This window comes from Leptotrichia hongkongensis, from assembly GCF_041538065.1.
GTDB lineage: Bacteria > Fusobacteriota > Fusobacteriia > Fusobacteriales > Leptotrichiaceae > Leptotrichia > Leptotrichia hongkongensis.
In genome coordinates, this window is sequence record NZ_JBGORW010000005.1 from 12,580 (window position 1) to 28,844 (window position 16,265).

General features: G+C 29.3%; 17 protein-coding genes and 1 pseudogene. 13 read left to right on the plus strand and 5 right to left on the minus strand.

Annotated features, from left to right (window positions below; translation table 11 throughout):
• The first annotated feature begins 45 nt into the window (after positions 1 to 45).
• The 6 genes from ACEG17_RS04730 to frr all read left to right on the plus strand — a co-directional run bounded on the left by ACEG17_RS04730 (position 46) and on the right by frr (position 4,290).
• Positions 46 to 633 carry a viral A-type inclusion protein gene (locus ACEG17_RS04730; RefSeq protein ID WP_372582762.1) on the plus strand — a complete coding sequence of 196 codons (588 nt, stop codon included), beginning with the start codon at positions 46 to 48 and terminating at the stop codon, positions 631 to 633.
• 189 nt (positions 634 to 822) lie between these two features.
• Positions 823 to 1,599, plus strand: a complete 777-nt coding sequence (gene rpsB, locus ACEG17_RS04735) for a 30S ribosomal protein S2 (protein ID WP_372582763.1) — start codon at positions 823 to 825, stop codon at positions 1,597 to 1,599.
• Positions 1,600 to 1,729: 130 nt separating this feature from the next.
• Positions 1,730 to 1,924 (plus strand): PspC domain-containing protein, encoded by a 195-nt coding sequence (locus tag ACEG17_RS04740; protein ID WP_372582764.1) that lies wholly within the window; start codon positions 1,730 to 1,732, stop codon positions 1,922 to 1,924.
• A gap of 70 nt (positions 1,925 to 1,994) precedes the next feature.
• On the plus strand, positions 1,995 to 2,879 hold the full coding sequence (gene tsf / locus ACEG17_RS04745) for a translation elongation factor Ts (RefSeq protein WP_021744241.1): 885 nt from the start codon (positions 1,995 to 1,997) through the stop codon (positions 2,877 to 2,879).
• 87 nt (positions 2,880 to 2,966) lie between these two features.
• Positions 2,967 to 3,677: a UMP kinase gene (gene pyrH / locus ACEG17_RS04750; RefSeq protein WP_147005068.1), complete on the plus strand. Its 711-nt coding sequence runs from the start codon at positions 2,967 to 2,969 to the stop codon at positions 3,675 to 3,677.
• A 55-nt stretch (positions 3,678 to 3,732) separates the two neighbouring features.
• A complete protein-coding gene (frr, locus tag ACEG17_RS04755; RefSeq protein ID WP_021744239.1) occupies positions 3,733 to 4,290 on the plus strand; it encodes a ribosome recycling factor in 558 nt (185 codons plus the stop codon).
• Positions 4,291 to 4,420: 130 nt separating this feature from the next.
• Here frr and ACEG17_RS04760 read toward each other — a convergent pair whose 3' ends face one another.
• The 3 genes from ACEG17_RS04760 to ACEG17_RS04770 all read right to left on the minus strand — a co-directional run bounded on the left by ACEG17_RS04760 (position 4,421) and on the right by ACEG17_RS04770 (position 7,534).
• A complete protein-coding gene (locus tag ACEG17_RS04760) occupies positions 4,421 to 5,083 on the minus strand; it encodes an HAD family hydrolase (RefSeq protein WP_372582765.1) in 663 nt (220 codons plus the stop codon).
• Positions 5,084 to 5,158: 75 nt separating this feature from the next.
• On the minus strand, positions 5,159 to 6,166 hold the full coding sequence (fni, locus tag ACEG17_RS04765; RefSeq protein WP_372582766.1) for a type 2 isopentenyl-diphosphate Delta-isomerase: 1,008 nt from the start codon (positions 6,164 to 6,166) through the stop codon (positions 5,159 to 5,161).
• 321 nt (positions 6,167 to 6,487) lie between these two features.
• The gene (locus tag ACEG17_RS04770) at positions 6,488 to 7,534 is read right to left on the minus strand and encodes a phosphomevalonate kinase (protein WP_372582767.1); all 1,047 of its coding nucleotides are present in this window, start codon (positions 7,532 to 7,534) and stop codon (positions 6,488 to 6,490) included.
• Between the two features lie 254 nt (positions 7,535 to 7,788).
• On the opposite strand from ACEG17_RS04770, the gene ACEG17_RS04775 reads away from it, so the two are divergent.
• From ACEG17_RS04775 to ACEG17_RS04790, 4 genes are all read left to right on the plus strand, one after another.
• Positions 7,789 to 7,914 carry a hypothetical protein gene (locus tag ACEG17_RS04775; protein WP_372582768.1) on the plus strand — a complete coding sequence of 42 codons (126 nt, stop codon included), beginning with the start codon at positions 7,789 to 7,791 and terminating at the stop codon, positions 7,912 to 7,914.
• Positions 7,915 to 7,933: 19 nt separating this feature from the next.
• Complete coding sequence (locus tag ACEG17_RS04780; RefSeq protein ID WP_372582890.1) at positions 7,934 to 8,548, plus strand: nitroreductase family protein; 615 nt, start codon at positions 7,934 to 7,936, stop codon at positions 8,546 to 8,548.
• A gap of 262 nt (positions 8,549 to 8,810) precedes the next feature.
• Entirely contained in the window at positions 8,811 to 9,404 is a 594-nt protein-coding gene (locus ACEG17_RS04785; RefSeq protein WP_372582769.1) for an acyl carrier protein phosphodiesterase, read from the plus strand.
• Between the two features lie 93 nt (positions 9,405 to 9,497).
• Positions 9,498 to 10,082: a hypothetical protein gene (locus ACEG17_RS04790; RefSeq protein WP_372582770.1), complete on the plus strand. Its 585-nt coding sequence runs from the start codon at positions 9,498 to 9,500 to the stop codon at positions 10,080 to 10,082.
• Positions 10,083 to 10,309: 227 nt separating this feature from the next.
• Here ACEG17_RS04790 and ACEG17_RS04795 read toward each other — a convergent pair whose 3' ends face one another.
• Both ACEG17_RS04795 and ACEG17_RS04800 read right to left on the minus strand, forming a co-directional pair.
• A complete protein-coding gene (locus ACEG17_RS04795) occupies positions 10,310 to 10,879 on the minus strand; it encodes a transposase (RefSeq protein ID WP_372582771.1) in 570 nt (189 codons plus the stop codon).
• Positions 10,880 to 11,154: 275 nt separating this feature from the next.
• A pseudogene (locus tag ACEG17_RS04800) lies at positions 11,155 to 11,351 on the minus strand (hypothetical protein).
• Between the two features lie 302 nt (positions 11,352 to 11,653).
• Here ACEG17_RS04800 and ACEG17_RS04805 point away from each other — a divergent pair.
• From ACEG17_RS04805 to typA, 3 genes are all read left to right on the plus strand, one after another.
• Entirely contained in the window at positions 11,654 to 12,994 is a 1,341-nt protein-coding gene (locus ACEG17_RS04805) for a phospholipase D-like domain-containing protein (protein WP_372582772.1), read from the plus strand.
• A 126-nt stretch (positions 12,995 to 13,120) separates the two neighbouring features.
• The gene (locus ACEG17_RS04810) at positions 13,121 to 14,089 is read left to right on the plus strand and encodes a metallophosphoesterase family protein (RefSeq protein ID WP_372582774.1); all 969 of its coding nucleotides are present in this window, start codon (positions 13,121 to 13,123) and stop codon (positions 14,087 to 14,089) included.
• Between the two features lie 350 nt (positions 14,090 to 14,439).
• Complete coding sequence (gene typA, locus ACEG17_RS04815; RefSeq protein WP_372582775.1) at positions 14,440 to 16,251, plus strand: translational GTPase TypA; 1,812 nt, start codon at positions 14,440 to 14,442, stop codon at positions 16,249 to 16,251.
• Positions 16,252 to 16,265: the final 14 nt, after the last annotated feature.

Sequence of the window (16,265 nt, forward strand, 5' to 3'; positions counted from 1 at the left end):
CTAAAAAATTTAAAAATTGAATTATGAATTAATGAAAGGATGAGAATGAATAAAGTAAAGAAAATAGCACTTTTACTTACGTTGGTAATGGGAATAAGTGTTTTATCCTATTCCTATGAGGACTATTATGAAAAAATCTATAGTGTAAAAATTTCTAAAAGTGATTTGTTTAAAGCTATACATGCTAATAAAAATCAGCAAATAAAGTTATCAAAAATATTTGATGAATATCAAAAAAAAGCTGAAGGAGTAGAAAAAGAATTGATCCGATTCGACAAGAAAAAAATAAAAATTGGAAAAATAGAGCAGGAAAGATACAGAGCAATTGCAAAAATTTTGACAAATGAACAGTTTGAAGCCTATAATTCCTATATAAACTCTCAAAAAGCATTATTTGATGAAAAAATTGATAAAGTCAAAAATTTTGTTGATAGTATTAATTTGACAAACGAGCAAAAATCACGTATTTTAAAATACGAACGTGACTTTAAACGTGAAGTTGATAAATTGAAAGATCAAAGATTAACAGAAGAAAGCTTCATTGCAAAATATAATGAATTAAAGCAGGAAAGAAACGAAAAAATGCGAACAGTTCTACTTGATGATCAGGTAAAATTGATAGAAAGTTTTTAGAGTATTGACAAAAGTTATAAAAAAATGTTAGAATACTATGATTAATCACACTTTGTATTATTTAAGGATAGGGTGTTGGAATTTTAAAATTTATTTTTATAAATATTATAAAATAAAAAGTAAAAATTACAATCTGTCTTTTAAAGAAAAGTGGGAGAAAAACCAAAAAAAATTAGGAGGAAAAACGTAATGGCAGTAATTACAATGAAACAATTATTAGAAGTAGGAGCACATTTTGGACATCAGGCAAAAAGATGGAACCCTAAAATGAAACCTTACATTTTTACAGAAAGAAATGGAATCCATATTTTGGATTTACACCAAACTTTAGGAGCAACTGAAGCAGCTTATGAATTTGTAAGACAAATCTCTGAAGAAGGTGGAAAAGTATTATTCGTAGGAACTAAAAAACAAGCTCAGGAAGCAGTTAAGGAAGAAGCTGAAAGAGCTGGAGGATTCTATGTAAACCACAGATGGTTAGGTGGACTTTTAACTAACTTGGAAACAATCAAAAAAAGAGTAAAAAGATTAAAAGAACTTGAAGAAATGGATGCAGATGGAACTTTAGACGAAGCATACACTAAAAAAGAAGCTGGATTATTAAGAAAAGAAATGGCAAAACTTTCTAAAAATATTGGTGGAATTAAAGATATGAACACTTTACCAGCAGCATTGTTTGTAGTTGACATCAAAAAAGAATTCTTAGCATTAGAAGAAGCTAAAAAATTAGGAATTCCTGTAATCGCATTAATCGATACAAACGTAGATCCTGATTTAGTAACTTACAAAATTCCAGCAAATGATGATGCTATAAGATCAGTAAAATTATTTGCACAAGTTATTGCAAATGCTGCAATTGAAGGAAACGGTGGAATTGAAAATGTTGTTGAAGGAGCAGAAGTAGAAGTTCCTGCAAACGAAGAAATCGTTGAGGAAGTAGTAGAAGAAGTAGTAACTGAAGAATAATTTTTAAAAATCAAAGATATATATAAAATTTGATGTGCCAAAATACAAAATTATTTAATTTTTTAGAAAAGATTTACTTTTTCTTTTAGTTAAATAATTTACTATGAAATGTATTTTAGGAGGAAATAATATGAAAAAAAAATTATATAAATCATTAAAAGATAGAAAAATAGCAGGAGTTTGTGGAGGAATAGCAGAATATTTTGATATTGATTCAAATGTTATAAGAATATTCTGGGTTATTTTTGCATCTGCATTTGGAACTGGAATACTACCATACATTGTCTGTGCTATAATTTTAAAAAACAATCCAGACGAATATTAATCATAATCAAAATAAATATTTTTTTACCGAATTTAAAGGAACTGATAACAATAAATAGGAGGGAAATAAAGTGGCAATTACAACAGCACTTATTAAAGAATTAAGAGAAAGAACAGGAGCAGGAATGCTTGACTGTAAAAAAGCTTTACAAGAAAATGATGGAGATATTGAAAAAGCAATTGACTGGTTAAGAGAAAAAGGAATTGCTAAGGCAGCTAAAAAATCTGGAAGAGTTGCAGCAGAAGGATTGGTATTTGCAGCAATATCTGAAGATAGAAAAAAAGGTGCTATCTTAGAATTCAACTCTGAAACTGACTTCGTTGCTAAAAATGATGAATTCAAATCTTTTGGAGAAAAATTGGTAGGATTGACTTTAAGCCATGACTTGACAAGCGAAGATGAATTAAAAGCATTTGAACTTGAAGGAAAAACTGTTGAAACTCATTTGACAGAATTAATTGCTAAAATTGGTGAAAATATGAATATTAGAAGATTAAAAGTTGTTTCAACTGATGGATTTATCGAAACTTATATTCACTTAGGTGGAAAAATTGGTGTATTATTAAATGTTAATGGAGAAGCTACTCCTGAAAATATTGAAAAAGCAAAAGGTGTTGCAATGCACATTGCAGCAATGGATCCAAAATATTTAGATAAATCACAAGTTACAGCTGATGATTTGGAAAGAGAAAAAGAAATTGCAAGACATCAGTTAGAATCAGAAGGGAAACCAGCTAATATCATTGAAAAAATATTGGATGGAAAAATGAGAAAATTCTACGAAGAAAACTGCTTAGTACAACAAAAATATGTTAGAGATGACAGTGTTACTATCGAACAATTTATTGCCCCAAGTACAATAAATTCATTTGACAGATTTAAAGTTGGAGAAGGAATCGAAAAAGAAGAAGTAGATTTCGCTGCTGAAGTAGCTGCACAAATTTCTGGAAATTAATTATAAGGGGAATTATCCCCTTATTTTTTCGTAAATTTTTAAACGGGGGTTAGAGTATAACCTATAAAATTCATGGAGGCTCCTATAATGCTTAAATATAAAAGAATATTATTAAAACTAAGTGGAGAAGCACTTGCAGGGAACAAAGAATTTGGTTTTTCAAATGAAGTGCTTGAAAGTTTTGCAAAACAGATAAAGGATGTGCATGAAAAAGGTGTGCAAATTGCTATCGTTATTGGTGGTGGAAATATTTTTCGTGGAATAAGCGGGATGGAAAAAGGCTTTGACAGAGTGACTGGAGATACAATGGGAATGCTTGCAACAATCATGAATGGGCTTGCACTGCAAAATGCGATTGAAAGCATAGGAGTACCAACAAGAGTTATGACAGCGCTTCAAATGCCGCAAGTAGCCGAGCTTTATATCAGACGTAAAGCAATAAGACATCTGGAAAAAGGAAGAGTTGTTATTTTTGCAGGTGGAACAAGCAATCCTTATTTTACGACAGATTCTTCGGGAGCATTGAGAGCTGTGGAAATTCAGGCAGATGTACTTGCGAAAGGAACAAAAGTTGATGGAATTTATGACAAAGATCCGATGAAGTTTGATGATGCTGTAAGATATGATACAGTAACTTTTGATGAAGCTATTTCAAAAAATCTTGGAGTAATGGATACAGCAGCACTTTCATTATGTAGGGAAAATCAAATGCCAATTGTGGTATTTAACGCCTTGGAAGAGGGGAACATCTTAAAAATGGCTCAAGGTGATAATATAGGAACAACTGTAAAAAAATAATTGATATAAAATAAAAAAACAAAATATTTTAATAAAAAATAAAAAGGTGGTAGGAATGTTAGATGCAATTTTAAAAGAAGCTGAAGAAAAAATGCAAAAATCTTTAGAAAACACAAAAGATAAATTTTCTCACGTAAGAGCAGGACGTGCAAGCGTTTCTATGCTTGATGGAGTAACAGTAGAAGCTTATGGTGCTCAAACTCCTCTTAATCAAGTTGGAACAGTTTCAGCTCCAGAAGCTAGATTATTAGTAATAGACCCTTGGGATAAAACATTAATCCCAGTAATTGAAAAAACTATTTTACAGGCAAATCTAGGATTTAATCCATCAAATGATGGTAAAGTTATTAGGCTTGTCGTGCCAGAACTTACAGAAGATCGTAGAAAAGAATATGTAAAAATGGTAAAAAAAGAAGCTGAAGAAGGAAAAGTTGCAATCAGAAACGTAAGAAAAGACGTAAATAATAAACTTAGAAAACTTGAAAAAGACAGCGAAATTACAGAAGATGAACTAAAATCAAGCGAAGAAAAAGTACAAAAATCAACAGATAAATATATCGCACAAGTTGACGATGCTTTGAGTAAAAAAGAAAAAGAATTATTAACAGTTTAATTTTTTGAATAAAATTTAGGAATGAAATAAAAATAGGGAATTATTCTAGTTTTGGTAGAATTAGAATAGTTCCCTTTTTACATTTTTTATGCTTTAGTTAATACTTGAGTTTTATCTTTATTTAAAAATATTATTTCCAAAATAATTTATCGAATAATGTTTTTCGAGGTGGCATTCCATCAAGTTTAACTCCATTCTTAATCCAGTATGTTTTTTTGGAAATATCATAAAGTGGCTTGTCTGCTAGACTGTCAGAGTAAAATTTTATGATATCATATTCAAAATTATTTTGCTTTGCCCATTCGTTCAATTTTTTTACTTTTTCGTCTCCTTTATTATTTTCTCCATCAATTTTGGCAACGAAAGTTTCCTTGTTATCGTTTACAAAATTTGTACCAAAGACTTTGTCATAGCCAAGTGATAATAAAAATTTTTCTATTAGGAATAATGGGCTTGCTGAAGACACGATAACCATTTCGCATTCTTTTTTGTTTTTTTCCAGCTCGTCCTTTATCCAAGGATAAATTTTATGTTTTTTAGTTTCCCAGAAATCTGCTACTAATTTTTCAATTTCTTCTCTTGAATGGCTTTCTAAAAATTCAAAATATCTTTCTTTCAAAGTAGTCAGATTTATTATTTTTATCAGATAAAAAAGTAAATCTTTTGAATATTTTATCAAAAATAAAATAGATTTTAGTGGATATTTTTTTAAATAAAATGTAGAAAAATTAACACCAGTTTCTCCATCATATATTGTCTTGTCAAAATCATAAACTATAATTTTTTTTTTCATTAATTAACTCTCTTTCTTTAATTATATTCATTTAAAATCAATTTTTGATATACAGTTAAGTTATCGGCAGATTTATTAAAATTTTTGTATAGAAAATTCCAATGTTTTTCCGTACAAAACATATTTTGTATTTTGTAATTCTTTAATATTTTTTGCATTTAAGGCGCACATTATCATTTTGCATTCAGTTTTCCAGTTTTCCACAGTTTTGATTATGTTTTCAACATCATATTTTACAGCTAACTCTAAAATCGTTCTGGAAAGACCAACAGCCTTTGCTCCCAAAACTAGGCATTTTATCATATCCAACGGATTTCTTACACCGCCACTTGCGATAATTTCCACTTTGCCAGTATAATCTTTTAAATTTAAAAGGCAGGCAACAGTAGTTTGTCCCCAGTTATTTAGATAATCAAGGCTATTTTCACGTCGCATATTTTCAATAAAGGCAAAACTTGTGCCACCACGTCCGCTTATGTCAAAAGTTTTTATTCCTAGCTTAATTCCCTGTTTTATGGTATCTTCAGTCATTCCAAATCCAACTTCTTTTAAAATAATTGGAATTTCTATATTTTGGACAAATTCTTTTAAATTGTTTTCCCATTCGTTAAAGTTTCGGCTGCCTTCTGGCATAATTAATTCCTGCATTAGATTTACGTGAACTTGTAAAAATAATGGATTCAGAGCCTTTATAGCGGCAATTCCAGCTGTGTAATTTTTATCAATTCCAATATTTGTGGCAAGCTGTAAATTTGGATTTTCCTTTTTTACAATATTAAATGAATCATCATCAGAATTTTTTAGAGCGGCACTATACGAGCCTGTTACGAACAGCAAATTGCATTCATTTGCAACTTTTGCCAGTTTTTGATTAATCTTTTTCGCATTTTCGCTTCCGCCTGTAATTGCATTAATAAAAAATGGAAATTCAAAATCGTGGCTTGCAAAATGAGTTGATAAATCAATTTCATCCAGATTATATTTTGGAATGGAACTATGAATAAGTTCAACATCGTCAAAGCTGTTATATTCACTTTCGTGTTCCAATGCATATTTGATATGATCATCTTTTCTATTTTTCATATTTCTCCTATTTTTATTTTTAATTAATATATCATATATTTTTTCTTTTTTGATACGTAAAGGAATTAGTGAATTGAATACCATTTAAATAATGAAATTATTAAAAAGCTTGGTATTTCTAAATAATAAAAATATAATTTTAATAAAAGTCGAAGTCTAGCCATAGGTTATTGCGTAGCAATCTTGCCAAATATTTTGATTATCAGGATAAATCTTTACTGCAAGATAAGGATTTGTGGCAATGAGCAATCCTGCTAAAATAAATAAAGGAAAGATATTTATTTTAATGATATAAAGACAAATTTATAAAATTAATATTTTTTATAATTTTTCAGCATACAGCAATTCAATCCCAAATTTTTCCCATCTATCGATAATAGTTTTTGTATCATTTTTATTAAAGGAAAGGGCAATTCCGCAATCTCCACCACCAGCACCGCTACTTTTGGCACAAATATCCAGTTTTTGAGCAGAATTTACTAATTTTAATAATTTTTGGCTATAAATATTTTCATTTAAGTTTTGAAGTAATTTTCCGTTTTTATTAATGCATTTTTTTATCATTGGCTTATCTCCATTTTTCATGGCAATTCTCAAATCTTGTACGATATTTTCTACATCTTTTAAAAAATTTTCGTCAATCGAACTTTTTACAATGTTTATTAAATTACTAGAAATAGCAGGTTCTTTTGTCCATCCAACTAAAAAATTACAATTTAAATTGTTTTTGTTAAAGTGAAGCTCGGAAATTTCGTAATTCCAGTTAGTTTTTAGAACACTTTCCAGAGTTTCGTTTTTCATTAACTCACTAATTTTTTTTCTGTCAAAAGATCTGTAAAAAATTAAGCTTTCGTAGGAAATGCAGGCTATATCGCCCATAGATCCATTATCTCCACGTTTTAGCAGAACATAGGAAGACAGCTTGAAAAGTGTTTCCTTTGAAACTTTTAGATTATATAGACTTAAAATGGATTTTATTGTTAAAACAACAACACTGCCACTTGAGCCGATTCCTAGTTTTTTGTTATCTATTTCCATTTTTCCATTAATTTCCAGATTAAAAGGCTTGATTTCCAAATTTTGAAATTTTAAATATTCAGTCATAACGGATATTGTTTCACAGATGAGTGAATAATTTTTGTCAAAATTTTGTGAAGCTTTTTTATCGAAATCCGTTTTTTCAAGAGTTATGGTATAATCAAACATATCTGAAAAAATTGTATATTTATCAGCAAAATTTATTTTTGAAGTCATAAAAAGGTTTATGTTTTTTATGATTGCACTTTGTCCAGCTGTTAGAATGGAATATTCTCCAGCAATATAAAGTTTTCCGCAAGTTTGGTTAGTTATTATTTTATTTTTTGACATTTTTTTCTCTTTCATTTTTATAAAAGGTAAGGCATTAAAAATGCTTATAATAACCAATTATACCATAAAAAACGCCATAGTAAAACCACTTTGAAATTAAATTTTTAAATTATAGTTATTATGTCAAAATAATGATTTTTTCTAGTTTATATCATTATAATCTTGGAGAAATTTAATGTTTTCAAATAGTTTGACAATACAAATATAATGTGATAACATTAATTAAATAAATTTTAAAAAGGGAAGTGATTTGAATGAATGAATTGATAAAACAATTGCAAAATAGACGTTCTGTAAGGGAGTTTACAGGTGAAAAGATAAAAGAAGAAGATTTAAAGACAATACTTTGCAACTGCTCAAAGAGCGGCAAATTCAGTTAATGGACAGCAAACTTCATTAATTGTTGTAAGAGATAAGGAAAAATTAGCAAAAATTGCAGAACTTTGTGGAGGACAGAAGCATATTGCACAGGCTGACGCTTTTGTATTTGTATTGGTTGATTTTCACCGTGGAGTTTATGCATCAAATTCTCTTGGTAAGAGAAATATCGCTCCAAAATCTGCAGATGGAATTCTAGTTGGTGCAGTAGATGCGGGAATTGTTGTAAATGCCTTGCAGACAGCAGCTCTTGCTCTTGGATACGGAAGTACTGTAATTGGTGCAATTAGAAAGGAAACAAAAGAATTTATAAAAATGCTTGGATTACCAGAATATGTATTCCCAATAGTAGGGAGTACACTTGGAGTGCCTGTGGAAAGAAAATTAACTAGAGTAAAACCAAGAGTTCCGTTAGATACATTTGTATTTGAAGATACCTATGATGCGAAAAAAGTAGAAGAAGGCGTGGAATTTCACGAAAAAGATACAGTGGCTTGGCGTGAAGAAAATGGAACACCACAATTACCGTCATACAAGGAAATGACTGTAAGAATCTACGAAAATTTCTATAATACATCAAAACAGGACTTGGAAAGTCAAGGATTCAGATTTGCTGATGAACTAGATGAGAAATAATTAATGGAATTTTTTTAAGCTGACGGATTAGTTTATTTTAAAAAATGAAAATCATATTTTAATTATTTGAAAATATTAGGTTTATATCCTTTAGTTGGAAAAGTTTATAATAACTTTATTATTTAAAGGGCTTTAGTATGAAATTGCTAGATTGAATTATTTTTGAAATTAAATGAAAAAGTAGGAGAAATTCTAAATTTGTTTAATTTTTGTCATTTAATCTGGTTTAGTTTTAAAAGTAAAATAAGAAAGAGAAAAGATTATGAATTTTTTAGCACATTCACTAATTTCGCTTGAAATTGATGAGCAGGAAAATAAAAAGACATTATATGGAAATTTTGCAGGTGATTTTTATAAGGGGCTAGTTGATAAAATAGAGCTTCCTGAAGAATTGAAAGAGGGAATTGTTCTGCATCGGATAATTGATGGTATTTCTGACAGGAATGAGAATTTTTTGAATGAATTACTTGTGGAAAAATTTGGTATTTTTAAAGGAATTGTATCGGATATGTTTATTGACCATTTTTTAGCCAAAAATTTTGATAGGCTATTCAATGAAAATATTAATAATATTGAAAAGAAGATACTGTATAATATATCTGAAAATCAGAGTTTTTTTCCAAAAAAATTTGCAGGAACATTTAAATGGATTGAAAGTGAAAAAGTAATGTCTAATTACAAAAATATAGATTTTTTGGAACGTGCATTTTATGGAATTTCTCAAAGGGTCAGAAAAGGAGAAATTTTAAGGCTAGCTGTAAAAGAGCTGGAAAAAGATTATACTGCCTTTGAAGAAAAATCTATAAAAGAATTTTTTTATGTAAAAGAAGAAAGTGTAAAAAAATTTTTAGTATAATTGGCTAATAATTAATTTTTTATAGTTAATGAAGATAATTTAGACATCCATATAGGAAAAAATTGATTTTACAAAATTGCAGGAAGAAGGAGAATGATAAAGATTATGAAGATAAAAAAAATTTTGATGGGGTTAATGGTTTTTGGGGGATTGATGACTATACCAAATTTAGCGGTTGCAGCACCAGCTGGAAAAGAGTCTGTAGAAATAAAAAAATATGATACTTTAAATGCTGCAGCTGAAGATTATGCAAAAGTTTTGCAGGAAATATCAAATTATGGTTCAAGAAAAATGCTTAAATCAATAAATCCAGATGTGGATAAGTATGTGGAAAAAACAAATGATTCAACATTAAAAAAACAATGGGAAGAATCAAATACAATGCTTATTGAGCAGTTTGAAGTTTCTGTATATCAAGTAAATGAAAAGGGAAATAATGGGGAAGTTGTATTTTTAGTAAAAGGATACGATGAAAAAGCTTTGGATAAGTATTTAGGAGATAATGCTAAAAAATATGTAACAAAGGTTGATAACAGTAAGGATGAAGTCGAAGTTGATATTGAAAAATACATAAAATTACAATATGATTATTTGAAAAAAACTAAGAAAATAAATTTGGCAACATCAACAGTTAAATTTACAAAAGGTAACGACAATAAATGGCAAGTTGTTAAATAGTTAAACATAATTTAATAAAAAATCAATAAAATTTTTAAAACTTATAGGATTTGATATTCTATAGGTTTTTTTGTTTTTTATAAGGAAATTAAATTCATATTTTTTAGGTATTTATTGATATATTTGATAATTTTAAAAGAGGCGTCAACCTCTTTTACTCTTCTTTTGCCAAATAAATATATAAATGTCTACGACAAAATATCCAACCTAGTTGGATTAATAAAATATTAATAGTATTTTTTGAGGGGCGGATGTCTGTAATGATAAAATTCCCATACAATCATTTTAACCTTGCATACTGGACAGTAAAAAGGATTCATCCCGAAAGTCTTGTACATCTGCCTTTGATAAAATGAATATCTTGACACGGCAATGTTTTTCCTGAAAGTATCAATTGCCTCTTTAAGCCTGTCAGTAATAGTGTCAACGTTGAAGTATCTCATTTTCCTGAACTCAAGATTTTTATTGAATCCTCCTAATGAAACAATGGCATGAACATGAGGGTTCCATTTCAGGTCCCTGCCAAAAGTATGAATGACAGAAATGAGACCATAATGTACAATATTGGAATCAGTAAAGTAAAATTTTGAATGTTTAGAAATTTTGTTTTTTCTTTTTCTTTTACTGCTGATATTGTGAAAGATGAACTTGAATACCTGGTTAACAGCAGTGGAAAGTTTTGACAGAAGGGATCTGTCATAAAAGAAGAACTTTCTGGATTCTTCAGGGACAGTAAAAAGAACATGCCGGTGTTCAATATTGAGAATATGTTTTTGAATATTTTCAGACCATGTCATAGAATACTTGTAACCACAAAATCAGCCGAATTTCTATTCGGCTTTTTTTATTCTTTATTAAAAATTTATTCTCGTTTTTAAACGTTTAGTACGAACTAGAAAAAATCAAAAAAAATTGGTATAATTAAAATGTATTTAATACTATATTCGAACCCATTTAAAATTGAACTTCTAGAAATTATATAATTTAGGGTTTGAGTAAAATAGTCATAATTTTTGAGTTCTGTTTTAAACTAGTATTACTATAAATTCCGTTTAAAAATAGAAATAATTTTTTAGATATTTTGATTAATAAATATTTTTTTATTTTTATTTTCGTAGGATTGATCATTGCCGCAAAACCTTATCTTGCAGTAAAGGTTTGTCCTAATAATTAAAATTGTGGCAAGATTGCTACGCAATAACCTATGGCTAGTCTACGACATTTTTCTGCACTGACAAAAAACTCGCTATGCTCAAACAGTTTTGCCAGTTCAGAAAAATGCTCCGACGGATTATTTATATTAGACTTTATTCAAAAAATGAAAATTATATTTTGATTATTTGAAAATATTAGGTTTATATCCTTTATTAAAAAAGTTTGTAATAATTTCGTTATTTAAATGGGGTTTAGTATAAAATATATATTGTTGAAAGAAAAAAATAAATAATTTTGATTTTGAAATTAAATAGTTTATAAAAAGGAGAGTTAGTGTGAATAAAAAGATTATTTTTTTAATTATATTACTAATATTGACAACTTTTTCGTGTACTTCACTTTCGGAGGGGCTTACGATGAAAAGTGAGGTTTATAATGCGGATAATGTTGAATTTTACTACGATTTAACGTATAAAAAAGATGGAGAAACTCATTATGAAAGGCAAATTTGGGAGCAGGCTTATGATATTTTGGATAAGGCGGAAGACTTCTTCCTGATGGATATTTTTGTATTTAATGACTATCTTGGAAAAGGTGTTAAGGAGAAATTGCAGCCATTGCCTATTGCAGAAGAGTTTGCACAGAAGATACTTGAAAAAAGAAAAAGAGATCCGAATGTTGAAATATATTTGATACTTGATGAAAGTAACACTTTTTATGGAGCGTTTGACAACAAAACTCATAAGAAGCTGGAGGAGGCTGGTGTAAAAATTGGATATGTGGATTTGACAAAATTGAGAGATCCGATGCTTGTTTATTCGGCTCCATGGCGTCTTTTTGTCCAGCCTTTTGGAAATCCGAAAAATCGTGGGAAAACTAAAAATCCAATTTACGAAGGTACTGACAAAGTTACAATCCGTAGTATTTTAAGAGCGTTAAATGCAAAAGCTAATCACAGAAAACTTATTATGAATGAAACTACGGCAATGCTGACATCAGCAAACCCACACGCAGAAGGTTCAAAGCACTCAAATGTGGCATTTAAGTTTTCATCGCCAATTATTAGGGAAATTTACGAGGGAGAAAAGCCAGCTGCAAAAATTACTAAAAAAGATGGAAGCTTAAAGCAAAAATTACCAGATAAGGATTTTGGTAAAATTCCATTTTCTAAAAATGACAAGCTAAAATTACAATATTTTACAAACGGAGCAACAGCTAAGGATATTTCGGAAGAATTAAAAAACACACAGTTTGGAGATAAGGTTATTATTGCCCAGTTTTTCCTTGCAGACAGAGGAATAATTAACGATATAAGAAAAGCGGCACGGCGTGGAGTAAAATTTGAGATAATTTTGAATAATTCAAATGCGGGACTTCCAAATAAAGCTGCTGCTGGAGAACTAATGAAATATGCAAGAAAACATAATTATGACATAAATGTCAAGTTTTACAATAAAGGAGAGGAAATGTACCACGTAAAAATGCTTTCTATTTTGAAAAATGATTATTTGATAACTTACGGAGGTTCAACAAACTTTACAAGACGTAATATGCGTAATTTTAATTTGGAAAATGAACTAAAAATTATGTCAGCTTATGATCAGAAAATTTCCAAAGATATTTTGGATTATTATGACAGATTATGGACAAATAGGGATGGAGAATTTACATTACCTTATGACACAGAAAAAAATGAGAAATTGATGAATGATTTGTTATTCAGGTTTATGGAAATGAATGGATTTGGGGCATTTTAAAAGTTATTGTTTCTTGCCTTAAATCCTTATCTTGTGGGAAAGGTTTATTCCAATAAATAAAACAATTTATTTGAAAAAATTAAAGAATAAGTTATAAATTGTATTAAAAGAAAAAGAGTGATTTTTATGGAAAGTGTAATTAAGGCGAATAAGATTAAGATAGAAAAGATAAATGAGAATGACTATAATCGAATTTTTGTAATGTCAGATATTCATGGACAGTACGATTTGTTTTTGAAAATGTTGGATAAAATTGACTTAAAAAGAGAAGATTTACTTGTGATTATAGGGGATATTTGTGACAGAGGAAAAAAGTCTTATGAAATTTATATAAAATGTATCAAAATGATAAAACTTGGGTATAACTTGAAGTTTATTTTGGGAAATCATGAAGATATGCTTCTTGAAGACTTGGAAAATGATTATCCATTAAGATATGAAACAGAATATTCAATTTATAAACATTCTAAATATTTTGAAAATAAAACGATGACAGAATGGCACCAAGAAAATTTTTTTGATGAAATTAGATGGTTTGTAAAATGGCTCAAAAACTGTCCTTTAATAATTTATGGAAATAAAAATATTTTTGTTCATGCAGGGCTCGATTTGAATATAGCTTTGACAAAACAAGAAAAGGAAACAGTACTTTGGACTAGAGATGAATTTTGGATTATGGAAAATGTAGAGCTTGAGGAATATAGGGATAAAAACATATATTTTGGTCATACTCCTAATATAAATGGAAGAATCTCTAAAAAGACTGATAAAATAAAGGGAATAGACTGCGGCGCATTTTTTACGCATTTTTTAGGATGTATAGAAGTAAAAAGTCAAGAGGAAATTTATGTTTATGAAGATGAATTTATAGAATTTGATGAGGTTTCAAGCAAAGTATTTTTGGAACTTTGGAATGAGGAAGTGGCGGAGTTTATAAATTCTGAGAAATATAAGATTAAAAGTGGGAAAGGGAAAATAATAATTTTAGAAAAATTAGATAAAAATGAAAAAAAAATTTTAGCAGATTTTTGGAAAAAATATGAAAAATTGCTTGGAAAGAATATTGCAAATTATATTAAAAAGAAGAAATTATAAGTAAAAAAATTTTTGGGGATTGACATTTTTATAAAATATGCTATAATAGATATGTAAAAATCCCTAAGGGTGACTTTGTATAATATTTAAAAAAAATGTGCTATAAATTAGACTGGAAAAATCCAGTCTTTTTTGTTATAATATTTTAAGTGAGTTTTAGCACAACTCACAAAATATTATATAAAGGAGGTAGTGAGATGGTAGATTTCATTGCGATATTTATTCTTTTTGTAATTATTTATTACAGCTTGAATAGATAGAGCATGAATTTCACCTCTACTCCTCGCCCTTAGGGGGACATTTTTAAATTTAAGGAGGAAATATTAACAAGAAATTTGTTAAAATAAAGGATGAACAAAATTAAAAATATTGCAATTATTGCACACGTAGATCACGGAAAAACGACTCTTGTCGATGCTTTATTGAAACAGGCAGGAACATTTGGGGAACATGAAAAAGTAGATGAAAGAATTATGGATAGTAATGATTTGGAGAAGGAAAGAGGAATTACGATTTTTTCTAAAAATGCTTCATTTCATTATGATGGATATAAGATAAATATTGTGGATACTCCTGGCCATGCAGATTTTGGTGGAGAAGTACAGAGAATCTTGAAAATGGTAGATTCTGTTTTGCTTCTAGTAGATGCATTTGAAGGTGTTATGCCACAGACTAAATATGTATTAAAACAGGCATTAGAGCATGGACTTCGTCCAATTGTAGTAGTTAATAAGATTGACAGGCCAAATTCAGATCCTGATGCAGTTGTGGATTCTGTTTTTGATTTATTTGTAGATTTAGGGGCAAATGATATTCAGCTTGATTTTCCAGTAGTTTATGCGTCTGCAAAAAATGGATTTGCTAAACTGGAACTGGAAGATGAAGATAAGGATATGAAACCGCTTTATGATAAAATTATGGAGCATGTAGAAGATCCTGAAGGAGATGTGAATGAGCCACTTCAAATGCTTGTTACAAATACTGAATATGACGAATATGTAGGAAAATTAGGAACTGGAAGAATTTACAATGGAAAAATTGAAAAAAATCAGGAAATTACGTTGATTAAGAGAAATGGTGACTTGGTAAATAGTAAAGTTACTAGAATTTATGGATATGACGGACTTAAAAAAGTTGAAATGGAAGTAGCGTATGCTGGAGATATTGTAACAATTGCGGGAATTGATAAAATTGACATAGGAGAAACTGTAGCAAGTAGAGAAAATCCTAAGCCATTACCATTAATTGACATTGATGAGCCTACACTTGCTATGACATTTATGGTAAATGATTCACCATTTGCAGGACAGGATGGAAAATTTGTAACTTCGAGAAATATTTTGGAAAGATTGCAAAAGGAAGTAAATCATAACGTGAGTATGAGACTTGAAATGACAGATTCGCCAGATGCATTTATTGTAAAAGGAAGAGGAGAGCTTCAATTATCTATTTTGCTTGAAAATATGAGAAGAGAAGGCTACGAAGTAGCAGTTTCAAAACCTGAAGTTATTTTTAAGGAAGAAAATGGACAGAAAATGGAACCAATCGAACTTGCAATTATCGATGTTGCCGATGAGTTTGTAGGAGTCGTAATTGAAAAATTAGGGCTTAGAAAAGGTGAAATGGTAAATATGAATCAAGGAAGCGATGGATATACAAGACTTGAGTTTAAAGTACCATCACGTGGATTAATTGGATTTAGAAATGAATTCTTGACGGAAACAAGAGGAACAGGAATTATAAATCATTCATTCTTTGAGTATGAACCTTTCAAGGGAGAGGTAACAGGACGAAGAAGAGGAGTTTTAATAGCAATGGAACCTGGAACAAGTTTAGGGTACTCGTTAAATAACTTACAACCAAGAGGAATCCTGTTTATAGGGCCAGGAGTAGAAGTTTACGAGGGAATGATAGTCGGAGAGCATTCAAGAGAAAATGACTTAGTTGTAAATGTATGTAAAGGTAAAAAACTTACAAATATGAGGGCCGCTGGAAGTGATGATGCTGTGAAATTGGCACCTCCAAAGGAATTTACACTGGAATTGGCACTTGAATATATTGAAAATGATGAGTTAGTGGAAATTACACCTAACTTTATCAGACTTAGAAAAAAATATTTGAATGCTAACGATAGAAAAAAATATGAAAACTCTAAAAATTAAATATTAATATAAAT